This is a genomic window from Methylophaga frappieri (assembly GCF_000260965.1).
GTDB classification, from domain to species: Bacteria; Pseudomonadota; Gammaproteobacteria; order Nitrosococcales; family Methylophagaceae; genus Methylophaga; species Methylophaga frappieri.
Genome location: NC_017856.1, coordinates 1,299,131 through 1,313,759 on the forward strand (window position 1 = coordinate 1,299,131; position 14,629 = coordinate 1,313,759).

At 48.6% G+C, this 14,629-nt stretch carries 17 protein-coding genes; 9 read left to right on the forward strand and 8 right to left on the reverse strand.

The window, feature by feature from the left end; translation table 11 throughout:
• Position 1 precedes the first annotated feature (1 nt).
• The 4 genes from motD to Q7C_RS06080 all read left to right on the forward strand — a co-directional run bounded on the left by motD (position 2) and on the right by Q7C_RS06080 (position 2,147).
• Complete coding sequence (gene motD / locus Q7C_RS06070) at positions 2-919, forward strand: flagellar motor protein MotD (RefSeq protein ID WP_014703840.1); 918 nt, start codon at positions 2-4, stop codon at positions 917-919.
• A gap of 174 nt (positions 920-1,093) precedes the next feature.
• Complete coding sequence (locus Q7C_RS06075) at positions 1,094-1,573, forward strand: chemotaxis protein CheW (protein WP_014703841.1); 480 nt, start codon at positions 1,094-1,096, stop codon at positions 1,571-1,573.
• A 6-nt stretch (positions 1,574-1,579) separates the two neighbouring features.
• A complete protein-coding gene (locus tag Q7C_RS13690; RefSeq protein ID WP_014703842.1) occupies positions 1,580-1,753 on the forward strand; it encodes a hypothetical protein in 174 nt (57 codons plus the stop codon).
• A gap of 19 nt (positions 1,754-1,772) precedes the next feature.
• The gene (locus Q7C_RS06080) at positions 1,773-2,147 is read left to right on the forward strand and encodes a DUF2802 domain-containing protein (protein WP_014703843.1); all 375 of its coding nucleotides are present in this window, start codon (positions 1,773-1,775) and stop codon (positions 2,145-2,147) included.
• Here the strand turns inward: Q7C_RS06080 and Q7C_RS06085 are convergent.
• The 3 genes from Q7C_RS06085 to fliK form a co-directional block, all read right to left on the reverse strand.
• Positions 2,101-3,978, reverse strand: coding sequence for a putative bifunctional diguanylate cyclase/phosphodiesterase (locus tag Q7C_RS06085; RefSeq protein WP_014703844.1), 1,878 nt, complete (start codon positions 3,976-3,978; stop codon positions 2,101-2,103). The genes Q7C_RS06080 and Q7C_RS06085 overlap by 47 nt on opposite strands.
• A gap of 128 nt (positions 3,979-4,106) precedes the next feature.
• Positions 4,107-4,409 (reverse strand): EscU/YscU/HrcU family type III secretion system export apparatus switch protein, encoded by a 303-nt coding sequence (locus Q7C_RS06090; RefSeq protein WP_041366602.1) that lies wholly within the window; start codon positions 4,407-4,409, stop codon positions 4,107-4,109.
• Positions 4,406-5,974: a flagellar hook-length control protein FliK gene (gene fliK, locus Q7C_RS06095; RefSeq protein WP_014703846.1), complete on the reverse strand. Its 1,569-nt coding sequence runs from the start codon at positions 5,972-5,974 to the stop codon at positions 4,406-4,408. Before fliK ends, Q7C_RS06090 begins: the two co-directional genes overlap by 4 nt.
• Positions 5,975-6,039: 65 nt before the next feature.
• On the opposite strand from fliK, the gene Q7C_RS13315 reads away from it, so the two are divergent.
• Positions 6,040-6,933, forward strand: coding sequence for a pentapeptide repeat-containing protein (locus Q7C_RS13315; protein WP_014703847.1), 894 nt, complete (start codon positions 6,040-6,042; stop codon positions 6,931-6,933).
• A gap of 5 nt (positions 6,934-6,938) precedes the next feature.
• On the opposite strand, the gene apaG is transcribed toward Q7C_RS13315, so the two are convergent.
• Genes apaG through pgl form a run of 3 tightly spaced genes read right to left on the reverse strand, consistent with a single transcriptional unit; the run spans position 6,939 to position 9,010 of the window.
• Entirely contained in the window at positions 6,939-7,319 is a 381-nt protein-coding gene (apaG, locus tag Q7C_RS06105) for a Co2+/Mg2+ efflux protein ApaG (protein WP_014703848.1), read from the reverse strand.
• A gap of 8 nt (positions 7,320-7,327) precedes the next feature.
• The gene (locus Q7C_RS06110; protein WP_014703849.1) at positions 7,328-8,296 is read right to left on the reverse strand and encodes a glucokinase; all 969 of its coding nucleotides are present in this window, start codon (positions 8,294-8,296) and stop codon (positions 7,328-7,330) included.
• A gap of 3 nt (positions 8,297-8,299) precedes the next feature.
• The gene (gene pgl / locus Q7C_RS06115; RefSeq protein ID WP_014703850.1) at positions 8,300-9,010 is read right to left on the reverse strand and encodes a 6-phosphogluconolactonase; all 711 of its coding nucleotides are present in this window, start codon (positions 9,008-9,010) and stop codon (positions 8,300-8,302) included.
• A gap of 131 nt (positions 9,011-9,141) precedes the next feature.
• Here pgl and Q7C_RS06120 point away from each other — a divergent pair, with 131 nt between their 5' ends.
• Entirely contained in the window at positions 9,142-9,849 is a 708-nt protein-coding gene (locus tag Q7C_RS06120; protein WP_014703851.1) for an SIMPL domain-containing protein, read from the forward strand.
• Here the strand turns inward: Q7C_RS06120 and ilvA are convergent.
• Complete coding sequence (ilvA, locus tag Q7C_RS06125; RefSeq protein WP_041366960.1) at positions 9,846-11,360, reverse strand: threonine ammonia-lyase, biosynthetic; 1,515 nt, start codon at positions 11,358-11,360, stop codon at positions 9,846-9,848. The genes Q7C_RS06120 and ilvA overlap by 4 nt on opposite strands.
• Before the next feature lie 117 nt (positions 11,361-11,477).
• Here ilvA and rpiA point away from each other — a divergent pair, with 117 nt between their 5' ends.
• From rpiA to lolD, 3 genes are read left to right on the forward strand one after another with little or no spacing between them, the layout of a single operon-like run.
• On the forward strand, positions 11,478-12,140 hold the full coding sequence (gene rpiA / locus Q7C_RS06130; RefSeq protein WP_014703853.1) for a ribose-5-phosphate isomerase RpiA: 663 nt from the start codon (positions 11,478-11,480) through the stop codon (positions 12,138-12,140).
• Positions 12,141-12,189: 49 nt separating this feature from the next.
• Positions 12,190-13,437, forward strand: coding sequence for a lipoprotein-releasing ABC transporter permease subunit (locus tag Q7C_RS06135; RefSeq protein ID WP_014703854.1), 1,248 nt, complete (start codon positions 12,190-12,192; stop codon positions 13,435-13,437).
• On the forward strand, positions 13,430-14,110 hold the full coding sequence (gene lolD / locus Q7C_RS06140) for a lipoprotein-releasing ABC transporter ATP-binding protein LolD (RefSeq protein ID WP_014703855.1): 681 nt from the start codon (positions 13,430-13,432) through the stop codon (positions 14,108-14,110). Before Q7C_RS06135 ends, lolD begins: the two co-directional genes overlap by 8 nt.
• On the opposite strand, the gene Q7C_RS06145 is transcribed toward lolD, so the two are convergent.
• Positions 14,100-14,627, reverse strand: coding sequence for a DUF2062 domain-containing protein (locus tag Q7C_RS06145; protein ID WP_014703856.1), 528 nt, complete (start codon positions 14,625-14,627; stop codon positions 14,100-14,102). The two genes, lolD and Q7C_RS06145, sit on opposite strands and share 11 nt — an antisense overlap.
• Positions 14,628-14,629 lie beyond the last annotated feature (2 nt).

Consider the following 14,629-nt stretch of genomic DNA (forward strand, 5'->3'; position numbering starts at 1 on the left):
CATGGCTCGTCGTCACCAACGTCATGAAGAACCCGAAAGCCATGAGCGCTGGTTAGTCTCTTATGCGGACTTTATCACTTTGCTGTTTGCCTTTTTCGTCGTCATGTACGCGATTTCGTCAGTAAATGAAGGCAAGTATCGGGTACTGTCGGAAAGCCTTGAAGAGGTCTTTACCAGTACCAGCCGAAGCGCGGATCCCATTCAGGTTGGTGAAGTCAGTCGTGGCAACAGTTCTCAAGTAGTCGATGCTGGTACGCCGGTTCTTCCGGTTATTGAAACTCGCTTACCTGATGTGTCGCCATTTCCATCCCCTATCGATGATGGAAATGAACAGACAGCGGTCAAACAGATTGATGATGTTGCTGAGCAGCTAAACAACGCCCTCGTATCTTTAATTGATAACGAGGATGTCAAAATTATCGAGGGTGAGGACTGGCTGGAAGTCGAAATAAAATCCAATTTTCTTTTTGCCAGTGGTGATGCCCGTATGGCGAGCGAGGCAATCCCGGTGATTGGTCAGATCGCTGACGTGTTGTCGCCCATCAATAATCCGATTCAGGTAGAAGGATTTACCGATAACATCCCTATTAACACGCCGCAATTTCCCTCAAACTGGGAATTATCAGCATCGCGCGCCGCTAGTGTCGTTAACATTATGGATCGATTTGGTGTCGCCCCTGGCAGAATGTCGGCAATTGGATATGGGGAATTCAGGCCCGTTGCAGATAACGATACCGAAGCTGGTCGTCAGAAAAATCGGCGGGTTGTCTTGGTGGTGCTTGGCAACGAAAACAGCCGCCGTAATCTTGACTTAAACCGATCTAGTTCATTGCCACTTGATGCGTCAGTAATGCCGCCGATATCCCCAGAGGATATAACGGACAACAGCACCACAGCAGATTTAGCGGCTTCGCCATAGACTCAATTGAGTTACTTATTAGCTCAGGGGTTATGGCCGCATTACGGCTTACCACTGCCTAATGCTAGGCTATTGGCAGCAGCAAAATAATGGCATAAAGTCTGCATTACCCATAGTAATTGTCATCGTCATTTTATTGACGGTTAGTTTTAGTTCGAAGTTGAGGCTGAGCGCATGAGCAAAGCGGAAAAAGTTGATAATGAAGATCCGGTGCTGCAGTGGGTCACCTTCCACTTGGCTGAAGAAATTTATGGCATCAATGTCATGCGGGTGCAAGAAGTACTGAGAACAACTGAAATCGCGCCTGTGCCAGGCGCAGCTGACTATGTGCTCGGCATTATCAATCTTCGAGGCAATGTCGTGACCGTGATTGATACCCGACTACGATTTGGATTGCCGGCGACACAACCAAATGACGCGGCACGCATTATCGTTGTCGAAGTTTCCGGTAACGTTATCGGTATGCTGGTCGATAGTGTGACAGAGGTAGTGTATTTACGTCAGTCTGAGATCGATACAGCACCATCGGTCAGCAGCGATGATGTATCTCGATTTATTCAGGGTGTTTGCAGTCGCACTGATAATTTATTGATCCTCGTCGATGTCAATAAGCTGCTCATTGATAATGACATAGCAGAAGGTATCCATGCTTAGGTTGTTATGGCAGACGACATCAAACCCTTGGCACCAACTGAACCAGGCAAACCGCCGGTACAGGGTGGTGATGAACAAGGTGGACAACCACCAACATCGTCTCCCAATCAGTCGAAACACCCCTCCCCAAATTCGCCACCTAAGCCGGCTGATGATGGCTTGATTGATGAATATGTATGATTTCTAAGGAGTCCAGATAATGTGGATATACAGTGCATTGGGGCTAATTGTCCTGCTTTTTTCGATGAGTTTATACCGTCTTTACAAACTCCATAAATCGCAGGCCAACGAAATCTTGACATTACAACAGCAATTGGCTGGGTTATGTGCTGCGGCCGTTGGTTCAGACGAGCGTGTGGTGGCTTTTGAACGCACCTTGCATCAATTAAAAGAACAGCACGCGTCGTTAGCCGCCGGTAATTTGCATCAACAAGGCTTTGATCACGCTGTTCGATTAGCTCGTAAAGGAACCAGCGTAGGTCATATCATGGAAAGCTGTAATCTGAGCGACGAAGAAGCCCGATTAATCAGTCGTCTGCATGGTCAGCAAAAAACGGTGTCCGATCTGCATTGATAGCTGTCGGTAACTCACTTTGCGGTTTGCCAATCAGATAGCCCTGAACATAGTCCACGCCATAACTTTGTAACAAAGCCAATGTGGATTGCCGTTCGACAAATTCGGCGACGACTTGCTTGCCCAGACTGTGCGCAATATCAATCATTGATTTGACCAGCAGTTGATCGACCGGGTCATTATCCAGATCGGTAATAAAACCACCGTCTATTTTCAAAATATCAACCGGAAAGTGCTTTAAATAGCTATACGAATTAAAACCGGCCCCAAAATCATCCAGCGCAAACCGACAACCGAGTTGGCGCAGGCTGGAAACCATTCGCTTGGCCTCTTCATAATTGGATATGGCGGAGGTTTCGGTAATTTCGAATACGACCCGCTCAGGGGCAATACCGGTCTCGGTCAATTTACGTTGCACTAGGGGATAGAACTCTTGATCCAAGAAAATATTGCCAGATAAATTGATAGCAAAAGACAACGCCGCTGGCAGCGTTTTCATCAGTTCAAATGCCTGATTCACAACCCAGAAATCAATTTGCTGAATGAGTCCCATGGCTTCAGCGACGGGAATAAACTCCGCAGGATAAAAAAGCATATCGCCATCACCGCACATGCGAATAAGGCATTCATAATGATTAATTCGCTGCTCATCCAGCGCATAAATTGGCTGAAATTCCAATACAAACTGTTCTTGCTTTAAGGCCGCACGGATCCGGGGTGCCCATTCCACACTATGTCTCAAAGTATGCATTTCCCGATCATCAGGGCTATAAACATGCACCCGATTGCGGCCGCGTTTTTTAGCCGTAAAACAGGCCTGATTCGCATGTGACAGGATCTCGCCCGAGGTAAGTTGCTCGTCATTTACGATACATTTCACCCCGATACTTGCAGACAAATGATACTGATGCCCATGATGACTAAAGCTGTATCCATCAAATAAATCCCGCAAACCTTCTGCCCGATTCATCGCAATTTCAGTGTCAATATTGTCCACCAGCACAGCAAACTCATCGGAACCAATGCGAACCAGCGTGTCGTGTGTTTTGAAAAATCGACGCAAAGAGTTCGCGACCTGAACCAGCAAGGCATCGCCAGCTTCATGGCCTTCAGCATCATTGAGTACTTTGAAGCTATCCAAATCAATATAGAACAGCGCGCTGCTGGTCTGAAAATGACGAACCTGCGTCAAACTCAGATCCAGTGCCTGTTCCAGTCGGCGTCGATTCGATAGTCCGGTCAAATCATCATGGTTAACGGAAAATTGCAGGCGTGCTTCCATCACCCGAAGATTGGCATTTTCTTCTTCAAGCTGTTGCTGACGTTGATATTGCTGATCCCGTTCGTGTTTTACCGCCAGTGCCGTCATCACCGTTGGCGGCATGGCTTCTGCAGTCAGAGGTCGATACAGCAGGGTTGTGACACCATGACCAAGATCCGTTAATAATTGCTGGTGATCCCAGTTTGTCTCCGGGCTAAGCGCAATGATGGGAATCAGACGCCACTCGTCGAATTGATCCAGCATCGACCTTAATTCTCGAGGCGTGGTGCCATGCAAATGACTATCCAGCACGACCAGATCAATCTCACAATGATCTGCACTAATGCCCGTGCGCAAGGCCTGTAATAATGCCTCATTCCCCTGCGCTGTCTGTATCTGACGAAAGCCACTCAATGATAACAGCGTGCTTAAAAACACCAGTTCTGCAGATTTATCACCGGCAAGCAAAATATGTTTTTCCAGCAAAATATCGGCATCTTTAGGTGACAACGGCCCGGTCAGCGTTGTTAACGCATCACTGTCGATCTGGGTTGTCGGCGTGTGATCCACTGGTATTTCGGCAACATAAAGAAGATATTGATACCGAAAATAGCTTTTTTATATATTAAAATCAATACTTAATATTAATTATATAAAGCAATTTATAAGTTTTATGCAGCGACAGACGCTAACGTTGGCTAAATTTCATCGTGCGCTGAATTAGCATTTTTAGACTGACGCTCGGGTACTTTTCCTGATACCCAATAAGCATAGGCCAGTACTTCGGCTATCACTTGATACAAAACCGGCGGAACCGACTCGCCTAGCTCCAGATCCTTTAATAATGCGGTCAAACCACTATCCTGATGTAATGGAATATTATGTTCGCGAGCAATTCGAATGATTTCCTCCGCCATAGCACCCTCACCCGCTGCCGACACGGTTGGCGCGCTATCACCATCGTAATGTAAGGCGATTGCCCTCGTTGGTTTTTGACTCATATTGTAATATCGACCAATGCGTTACCTTGTTGACCCAGTTCCGCCGCATCCAGCCAATCCACATGACCTTTGCGACAAGTACATTTCGTCACGGTTAAACCCAGCTCGGTCAGTCGTGTTTGTAAAATGGCTAAATCCTGCGTTAACAAGTCCACGACCGCCGTTGTTTCGGCTATCAAAATCAATTTCAGATAGGGCATTTGCAAACTGAGATTGGCCTGAATTCGACCTAACTGTGCGGTATCCAGATTGACACTAATCTCCCAGTTATCCTGCTGATCCGATTCTGCCTGACCTTGCTGAAAATACAGCTGTACCCAATTAAGTTGCTGTTTATCACGGACCGGGATATCCAGCAGCCATGGCTGCCCCCCCCCTGTTGGCGTATTTTCTGCTTCACGAACCATGGTTAACTGATTAAGTTGAATCCGGCTCAATGTCTGCCCCGTCTCGCGTAATAGCAATTGTAAACGGGCCAGTTCTGTGGCCGCATTCACGGCTTGTTCAGCACCACTTGCCGCTGTATTTGCCGATCCGACAACACCTTGCATTGGGGCTGTCAATTGGCTTCCGAGTAACTGCGTTAATAGTCTGATCGGTGCCTGCCCTTGTTTTAACCAGTTTTCCCGAAATTGTGTCGGCAACGTGTTTAACAACTGGGGCTGACTTAACAGTTGAATTAATCGATCCCGCACTTCGACAGGCAACGTCCCTGAAAGGGTCTGTGTTTGTGCACGTTGTTGTTGAATTGCTTGTTCAACTGCGGCGGTCAAGCGCAGTAAATTACCTTTGAAGTCTTGACTAACCGATTGTTGCTGACTGAGTTGACTCTCCAGAAATACGCCTGAGTGTTGAATAGCCTGCTGTAATTTTCCCGCTTCGCTAATCGACATTGGATTCGGCAGTGATTGGACTAGCTGGCGAATCACAGTCTGTACCGGTGAACCGACAGTTGTTGAGGACAATGCATTCCCACTGGGCGTAAAAAGACCCCGCAACGTGGGTGGTGGAGAGACAAACTGACTCAATAACTGTTTATGCAACGTCTCCACTATGGTGACCGCCGGGCGTACAGCAACCGATAAAGGTTCGGTTCGTAGGATTTCCAGAAGTAACGGGCTACCCGAACGCAACAAGGCGGTTGGCATCGTGTCTCGTAATCGACTGATATCTAGTTGTATTTCATCTGGTAAACCCGGTTGTGGTGAGCGCAAGCGGACCAAAACCTGATCCCCAGACAATATTTGACTAATCTCAACGGGCAACTGTAATCCAGGTTGCAAGGTCAGTGCTTGGCTGACCGGTATGGGTCGCCCTGTGGCCGTTAACAATAATATCTGGTTTGCCGACGTCCGCTCCAGTATCAGTGACTGTCCAGGCTGGAGCGGCAATGCAGAACGGATCTGCAATTGACGATCTGCCAACTGTAATGTCACGAGGTTGCCTTGCTCGATCAGGATAACCCTCGCTTCACGTTGCTCACCAATAGCAATACCACTCAGGCTACGCTGGGTATTTTCAACCTGAACCAGACTGGCGGCGGTAGGCTGCGATGTCACCTGCATGCTATTCACCTGAAAACTATGACAATGCTAGTATAGCAAGGGTCAGCGTTAGTGAAGACGCCCTTATGCATCGATTACAAGGCAAGTGGTTTACCCGACATTCAGGTGAAGTCAAAGGCCCTTTCACGATTGCTTTGTTAAAAAGCAATCTGTTACTGGGCCGTCTGACTGGTGAAACGGAAGTCAGTCAGGACAACGTTAACTGGCAGCCATTGCGTGACCTACCGCAACTGGCTGAACTCGTTGACGTCTTTCCTGACGATGTTCCTTCCAGCCAGGTAGCCAAGCATCATGATGAGCGGGATGGCTTTGACCGGCGAAAGTCAGCAACGACCGCAGCACAACGACAACTCCGAAAACAGCAGCGTCGAATGCAGGAGCCATTAGATCGCATTTTACAACGGCAGCTTCGCACCCGTCTGCGAAGACATTTTCGTCCCAAGCCCCAACGCTGGCGATTGGCAGCGACAGTCTTCAGTTTGCTGGTGGTCAGTCTGTTTGGTTTGGCCTGGTTGTATCCGGCGCCATTCCCAGTAAGCGAAAGTGATTGCCTGACGCCTGCGGAGCCGGGTGTGAACTGGGAAAACTGTGTTTTTGCGGCACCCGATCTCTCCGGTAAAAATTTACAGCAGGCAAATTTACGCAACAGCGTCTTTGCCACTGGCAATTTTATGAATAGCAATTTGCACTCAGCTGATCTGATGTACAGCGATTTAAGTCGAGCCGACCTGAGCTACACAGATCTACGGGCAGCCAGACTCAAAGGCGCAGATTTACGACAAACCGATTTGCAAAACAGTCAACTCCAGAGCAGTGATTTGAGTTTTGCAGATTTAACTGGTGCCCGCATTGGTGGTGCTGATTTCACTGGTGCGGTGCTTTCCGGCACCATCTGGATTAATGGTCAGACCTGCCATCAGGGTAGTGTCGGTGTGTGTTTGCCCAGTCCAGACAATTAACAGTATTAATGTAATGTCTGCGGCATGGCCAATGTGAAGGCTGGAATGTCCACCGCGAAGCGAACCCCATCATCATTGAGCATCGTATACTGGCCCTGCATCATCCCTACGGGCGTATCCAGCATCGCAGCACTGGTATAGGTAAACTGTTCCGTCGGCGCCAGGTAAGGATGTTGACCCACGACACCATCACCTTCAACCTCCTGCTCATGACCATCACCGCCGGTGATTTTCCAATATCGAGACAGCAAGCGTGCGGGTATTAAGCCCACATTTTCAATGGTAATCGTGTAGGCAAATAGGTATCGAGACCGAGCCGGATCAGACTCAGACTCAAGATAGGTTGTTTTTACGGCTACCCGAATTTGATTACTTTCATCAGTCATAGAGTCGATTATACCGCGCTTTGCCGCGCATGCATGGCTGCACCCAACAAACCAGTATTCTGTTGCAGGATAAGGTAAACCGGGATCGCTGCCATTATCGGTTGCATTCTGCCTTTGGCCTGAAAATGTTTAATAAAATCACCTGTCTCAAAAAATGTGTGATTTTTAGCGACAATACCACCAGCCAGAAACAAGCCACCCCGCGGCATAATAGTGAGCGCCAGATTTCCTGCCTGAGCAGCATATAACTGAACAAATAAGGCCATTGCTGCTTTTGACAGGGGATCATCCTGATGGGCAAGCTCACTGATTTGCATCGCCGCATCCCGGTCTGCATCCAATGACGCTGACAACGGATACTGCTTGGCAAGAAACGCATAAATTTCCTGAAGCCCCGCACCAGAAACTAACCTTTCATTGGAAACATGCGGCCAGCGTTGCCACAATGATGCCAACAATGCCTGTTGCTGCGCATCAGCCGGCGCAAAGTCAGTATGACCACCTTCCGTCGCCCATACCTGCCAACCATTTGCATCAGGCGTCATATAGGCCTGCCCTAACCCTGTTCCTGCGCCGATCACGGCTCTAGGCGCACTCAACGCTACGTCACCTGTCTGCAAAATCCGTAAATCATCCGTCGTCAATTGCGCAATACCCGCTGCAACCGCAGCAAAATCATTCATCAGCTCAACCTGCTGTATCGGCCATTTTTGACGTAATCTTTCTGCATCCAGTTGCCAAGGTAAATTGGTCACGTGAGCAACTGTTTTGTTAACCGGCCCGGCAACCGCAAAACAGGCAACCCGAATGGGGAGTAACGTCGACTCGATACGACTAAAAAAATCGGCCAAAAGTGATTCAAAGTCGGCAAACTCAGCGCTAACGTAATAGTGCTGTAATAACACCTGTTCCTGGCTATCGAATAAGCGCAGTATCGTTTTTGTGCCGCCAATATCTGCTGCCAGAAACGTTGCCATCGACTACTGACCTGATGCCGCCTGGTCCATATACCAATAATAATCCCCACTTGGCGCAAGTTTTTGCACGGGTAAGCCAGTCACAGTTTGCGTTGTAATATCATGCACAATGGCCGCTTTTGCCTCACCGGCAATAAAGACAATCACTTGTCTGGCAGCATTAATCACGGCATAGGTCAACGTGACGCGCCATGAGTCAAACTTTTCAACGTAGAGGTCGGTGGTGATCGTATCGGTGACCGTCAATGCCGGTGTATCCGGAAACAGGGAGGCAATATGGCCATCCGGTCCCAGCCCCAATAAAACGAGATCAAATGGCGCTGACTGCATGGTTTGCTTGATCGTTTCTGCATAAGCGACGGCAACCGCTTTCGCCTCACCCAACTCGGTTGGCATACGATGTACATTTGAATCAGGCACAGGTAATGCATCCAACATGGCCAGACGCGCCATTTTAAAATTACTGTCATCATGATCTGCTGGCACACAACGTTCATCACCAAAGAAAAAATGCACTCGCTGCCAATCGACTTGGTCACGATAAGGAGATTGAGCCAATTGCTGATACAGCCCCTTGGGTGTCGATCCTCCCGCCAAGGCCACATAAAAAACGCCGCGTTTGGCAATGGCATTGCGTGCCGTACTGACAAATTGCTCTGTTGCAGCAATGATAAGTTGGTTACTGTCGGGCAGCACTCGGGTTTGCGGTTTCATAGCATTCCTTCTTAATTTTTTACTTTTTGCGATCGGGGTACATGACAGCCCCGGCGAGATACGTTAATTTTGCAATGGTAACCGCATTGCGGCAAGTCATAAGACTGTTTTGTATTTTCGTGGAGCCCCAAATGATACGTAACCTACTGTTTTTAATTACTCTATCGATAAGTCTGCCAGCATGGTCGGAACCGGCGTTAAATTACAATCTGATATCGCTTTCTGCGAACGCTAAAACGCAAGTCAGCAATGATGAAGTCACTGCAACCGTGCAAATAATGCGCAATGGCGGCGACCCGACCCAACTCAGTAAAGCGGTTAATAGCGCAGCGCAGGAAGCTCTCCGAATTGCCAAAGGCTATGCGTCAGTGTCATTGCAGACTGAAGGGTATCACAGCCAGCCACGATACTCGGATGGCAAAATCAAGAGCTGGTTGGTCAGCCAACGCCTTAAGTTAACAGCCTCCGACTTTACTGAAATGAGTGAACTGTTAGCAGCCATTCAAGAACATGGCAATCTGGTCTCCATGCAATTTACTATTTCCGACGAAGTCTTGGAAGAAACGCGTCAAACCCTGATACAGAAGGCCATCGCTCAGTTTCAAGCCCAAGCAAGCGATATTCAACAACAATTCGCCGCCAGCGGATATCGCCTCGTTAATTTATCTGTTAACCGAGGTGGCTACGCACCACGGTATATGGAAACCATGGCGATGCGCAGTGACAGCATGGTCAAGTCGGAACCCGTGGCGATCGAAGCTGGCAGTAATGAAGTGAGTGTTGACGTGCATGGTCAAATTCAACTGATTATGGACTCAACCCATATTTCGGAAAACTAACGTAAAAACAGCTGATAGGCCGGATTATCCGTTTCATGCCAATAGGTGTAGCCGAGTGTGTCGAGAAATTGTTGAAATTGCCCGTCATGCTCGGCGGCGACCTGAATACCAACTAGCACGCGGCCATAAGCTGCGCCATGATTTCGATAGTGAAACAGGCTAATGTTCCAACGCTGACCAATATGCGTCAAAAAACGTAATAGCGCGCCAGGCCTTTCAGGGAATTCAAACCGATATAAGCGTTCGTTTTCAACTTGTGGCGCATGGCCGCCGACCATATAGCGCACATGCAATTTGGCCATTTCGTTATCGGTAAAGTCCACCCATGAATAACCGGCGCCATCCAGATCAGCAAATAGCTTTTGCCGCTCAGCCTCAAGACCACTCATCCGCACGCCAACAAACACCTGTGCTTCGGCATCATTGGCATAACGGTAATTAAACTCCGTAATACCGCGATCTGACAAAATCTTGCAAAACCGCTGAAAACTACCCGGTTTTTCATCAATCGTGGTTGCGAACAGTACTTCACGTCGCTCACCAATTTCGGCGCGTTCGGCAATATAACGCAGCCGATCAAAATTGGTATTGGCGCCACTATTAATGACCACGAGCGATTGATCGGTCAGCTGGTTTTCAGTGATGTATTTTTTTACTCCGGCAACCGCCAGCGCCCCCGAAGGCTCCGCCACACTCCGCGTATCTTCAAAGATATCCATGATCGCGGCACAGATTTCGTCACTATCTACGGTGACCACTTCATCGACGGTTTCCCGGGCAATTCGAAAAGGCTCGACGCCCACCTGCCGAACCGCTGTCCCATCCGCAAACAAGCCAACCTGTTCCAGTTTGATCCGTTCATCCGCCGATAGCGCTGCTTTCAGACTAGCCGCATCCGCGGGCTCAACCGCAATAATTTTGATCTGTGGCCAGAAAGCCTTGATAAACGCAGACATCCCCGCCAATAAGCCGCCACCGCCGCAAGGAATAAACATGGCATAAACAGGGTCGGGCTGCTGGCGCATGATTTCCATGGCAATGGTGCCCTGTCCTGCAATCACATCCGGATCATCATAAGGGTGGATAAAGACTCGGCCTTGCTTGGCAACCGCCTCTTGCGCATAAGCATAAGCATCATCGTAGCTATTGCCATGCAAGGCGATTTCAGCACCCAGCGCACGAACCGCCTCGACCTTAATAGGTGGCGTTGTTTTGGGCATGACAATCAGCGCTGATAGATTCATTTTTTTGGCAGCCAATGCCACGCCCTGCGCATGATTTCCCGCTGAGGCGGCCACCACGCCACGTTTTGCCTCTTCCACCGTCAGGCGACTCATCCGATTATAAGCACCCCGCAGCTTAAAGGAAAACACCGGCTGCAAATCTTCTCGCTTTTGCAAAATGGTGTTGCCAAATCGCGCACTAAGCCGCGGCATTAGCTCCAGTGGTGTTTCATGCGCCACATCATATACCCGTGCTTTCAGGATTTTTTCAACATATTCAGTGAGCATCGGCGTGGTCATGGTTGTCGCTTATCATGGCAAAGCGCTTACGTTACCATTGACGACACTTTATCTCTATAATTGCCGGTTAAAACTTAGTTTATTTAAATCAAAAAAGGACACAGCATGACCGCTGATGAATTGAAAAAACAAGCTGCCTGGGCAGCATTGGAATATGTCACCACGACGGGTGTCGTGGGTGTTGGCACGGGCTCTACGGTCAATCACTTTATTGATGCACTGGCCAGCATCAAAGGCCGTATCGAAGGCGCTGTATCTAGTTCAAATGCTTCATCAGATCGTCTGAAAGCACATGGCATTCATGTCTTTGATCTGAATGAAGTGAGTGAGGTCAGTATTTACGTTGATGGCGCTGATGAATCCAATCATGGTTTACAACTTGTCAAAGGTGGTGGCGGCGCGCTGACACGCGAAAAAATCATCGCCGCCGCAGCAAAAGAATTTGTCTGTATTGCTGACGAAAGCAAGCTGGTTGATGTGCTAGGTAAATTTCCACTACCCGTGGAAGTCATCCCGATGGCGCGCAGCTATGTCGCCCGTGAAATTGTCAAACTGGGCGGCCAACCCGTTTATCGGGAAGGCTTTATTACCGATAATCATAATGTCATTCTGGATGTGCATGGCCTGGATATCATGGAACCTATCCAGCTGGAGAAAACATTGAACGATATCGTTGGCGTAGTGACCAATGGTCTGTTTGCTATGCGCCCTGCCGATGTTTTATTGCTGGGTAGTGCAAGCGGTACCAAAACGGTTCACGCTAAATAATTTATCCTGAATATTGCCGGCCTTCGGGCCGGTTAGACTTGAGTCGACTATGTTCCGACCATTGAGTATTTACATTGGCGCCCGCTATACCAAAGCGAAACGCCGTAATCATTTTATTTCGTTTATCTCGCTGACTTCGATGTTGGGCGTTGCGTTGGGTGTTGCTGCCTTGATTACGGTTTTGTCGGTAATGAACGGCTTTGAAAAAGAGCTCAAAGAACGCATCCTTGGCATGACATCTCATGCCTGGGTTACCGGCGCTGATGGGACGCTTGCTGACTGGCCGGCTTTGGAGCAACAAATCAACGACCTGCCCCGCGTGCTGGACTCTGCGCCTTTTGTTGAAGGCCAGGCCATGCTCAATCGAGGCAATAAAGTGCGGGGAACATTGGTCAGGGGGATTGACCCAGACATGGAACCCCGAGTGTCCATGATTGGCGACAAAATGATTCAAGGGCAACTCACCACATTACAAGCTGGCGAGTTTGGCATTATTCTTGGTAAGGATTTAGCGATTGCAATGGGCGTTGCGGCTGGCGACAAAATTACCGTTATCACACCGCATGTTACCCCAACACCGGCAGGTGTCATCCCTCGTTTAAAAAGGCTGACCGTTGTCGGCATTTTTGAAATTGGTATGTATGAATACGATAGTGCGCTCGCCGTAATGCATTTACAGGATGCCGCAACGCTGTTTCGTATTCCTGGAAAAGTCAGCGGTTTGCGATTAAAACTGGATGATGTCTATCAGGCGCCGCAAATCACCCGAGACATTCTGAAACAGTTGCCTAGTCAATACCGTGCTGCTGACTGGACATATCAACATGCCAATTTTTTCCGAGCGTTAAAAACCGAAAAAACGGTAATGTTTGTTATTTTGATGCTGATTGTCGCTGTTGCTGCCTTTAATATCGTTTCAACACTGGTCATGATGGTCACAGACAAACGGCCGGATATTGCCATTTTGCGAACACTGGGCATGTCACCGGGCGGCATTATGGGTATTTTTATGGTGCAAGGTATTTTAATTGGTTTGGTAGGCACATTGCTTGGCGTCGTTGGGGGCGTGGCATTGGCACTGAATATTTCAGATATTATTGCTGGCGTTGAACGCTTGCTTGGTTATCAATTTTTGCCTGCCGATGTTTATTACATCAGTGATTTACCTTCGCAGTTGCAATGGCATGATGTAACGGTCATCGGCATCACCGCATTTATCTTATCTGTATTGTCGACAATCTACCCCTCATGGCGCGCGGCTCAGGTGCGCCCAGCGGAGGCACTGCGTTATGACTGATAGCACGGTATTAATGTGCCAGAATCTGGCGAAATGTTATCAGGATGGTGGTCTTTCAACTCCGGTATTGAGTGACGTCAACCTTAGGGTTAACGCAGGAGAGCGCATTGCTATTGTTGGCAGTTCCGGTTCTGGGAAAAGTACACTGCTGCATTTGTTGGGCGGATTAGATACACCGACGAGTGGCGATATTACGATTCAAGAACAGTCATTACACAAGTTGTCAGCACGACAACTCAGTCGACTCCGCAATCGCTCATTAGGATTTGTTTACCAGTTTCATCATTTATTGCCAGAGTTTACCGCAACCGAAAATGTGGCTATGCCCCTTGTCATTGGCGGACAAAAACCCGCCACAGCCAAGCAAGCCGCTGAAGCCTTACTGACTCAAGTCGGTTTAGATCACCGCCTCGGCCACAAGCCCGGCGAGTTGTCTGGCGGAGAACGACAACGCGCAGCATTGGCCAGGGCATTAATTACAAGGCCTGCCTGTTTACTGGCAGATGAGCCTACAGGCAATCTCGATCATCGCACAGCCGAGGGTATCTTTGAATTGATCATGTCCCTCAATACCAGCTTCAAGACGGCGCTGGTCATTGTCACCCATGATCAGCAGCTTGCGGCCAAAATGGACAAAACCTATACCTTAATTGATGGTCAACTTAGTCTTTAGCGGATTTTTGTTTTGCGCGTTGCAACCAGCTTCGAATCACCACTAAACGCCAGATAATTCGGACAAAAACCACGCCGAGCAAGGCGACGATAGTGGCACAAATCAGTGATCCAAGCAGCAAAGGCTGCCAGATCATTGAAAACTCCCTGCTAAACCATTCCCAGCTCAGGGTAAAGGCATACTCCCCCAGTAACGGCATCTCCAGCAATAACGCACCCAGCTTGTATTCGAAATAATAAATGGGCGCGACGGTTAGTGGATTTGTGATCCACACGCTCATGACCGCAAACGGTAGATTTGCCCGGAGCAGAATAGCTAATGGCACAACGATTAACATTTGCAATGGAATCGGTAATAGCCCAATGAACAGGCCAATTGCCAACCCTGTCGCGACACGTTTACGATTTAGGTGCCACAGTTGTGGATCCAAAATACGTTGACCAAACCGTTGCAAATGCGGATGTTCGCGCATTGCGTGGTGATCTGGCATGATGCGTTTTAGGAATTTACGAGGCATTG

Excerpts from the sequence above, each read along its gene's own strand:
- pgl (WP_014703850.1), bottom strand. The coding sequence starts at position 9,010 with ATGAAACCGCAAACCCGAGTGCTGCCCGACAGTAACCAACTTATCATT.
- fliK (WP_014703846.1), bottom strand. The coding sequence starts at position 5,974 with ATGCAGGTGACATCGCAGCCTACCGCCGCCAGTCTGGTTCAGGTTGAA.
- Q7C_RS06075 (WP_014703841.1), top strand. The coding sequence starts at position 1,094 with ATGAGCAAAGCGGAAAAAGTTGATAATGAAGATCCGGTGCTGCAGTGG.
- Q7C_RS06135 (WP_014703854.1), top strand. The coding sequence starts at position 12,190 with ATGTTCCGACCATTGAGTATTTACATTGGCGCCCGCTATACCAAAGCG.
- Q7C_RS13690 (WP_014703842.1), top strand. The coding sequence starts at position 1,580 with ATGGCAGACGACATCAAACCCTTGGCACCAACTGAACCAGGCAAACCG.
- apaG (WP_014703848.1), bottom strand. The coding sequence starts at position 7,319 with ATGACTGATGAAAGTAATCAAATTCGGGTAGCCGTAAAAACAACCTAT.
- Q7C_RS06120 (WP_014703851.1), top strand. The coding sequence starts at position 9,142 with ATGATACGTAACCTACTGTTTTTAATTACTCTATCGATAAGTCTGCCA.
- Q7C_RS13315 (WP_014703847.1), top strand. The coding sequence starts at position 6,040 with ATGCATCGATTACAAGGCAAGTGGTTTACCCGACATTCAGGTGAAGTC.
- Q7C_RS06080 (WP_014703843.1), top strand. The coding sequence starts at position 1,773 with ATGTGGATATACAGTGCATTGGGGCTAATTGTCCTGCTTTTTTCGATG.
- lolD (WP_014703855.1), top strand. The coding sequence starts at position 13,430 with ATGACTGATAGCACGGTATTAATGTGCCAGAATCTGGCGAAATGTTAT.
- Q7C_RS06145 (WP_014703856.1), bottom strand. The coding sequence starts at position 14,627 with ATGCCTCGTAAATTCCTAAAACGCATCATGCCAGATCACCACGCAATG.
- ilvA (WP_041366960.1), bottom strand. The coding sequence starts at position 11,360 with ATGCTCACTGAATATGTTGAAAAAATCCTGAAAGCACGGGTATATGAT.
- rpiA (WP_014703853.1), top strand. The coding sequence starts at position 11,478 with ATGACCGCTGATGAATTGAAAAAACAAGCTGCCTGGGCAGCATTGGAA.
- motD (WP_014703840.1), top strand. The coding sequence starts at position 2 with ATGGCTCGTCGTCACCAACGTCATGAAGAACCCGAAAGCCATGAGCGC.
- Q7C_RS06090 (WP_041366602.1), bottom strand. The coding sequence starts at position 4,409 with ATGAGTCAAAAACCAACGAGGGCAATCGCCTTACATTACGATGGTGAT.
- Q7C_RS06110 (WP_014703849.1), bottom strand. The coding sequence starts at position 8,296 with ATGGCAACGTTTCTGGCAGCAGATATTGGCGGCACAAAAACGATACTG.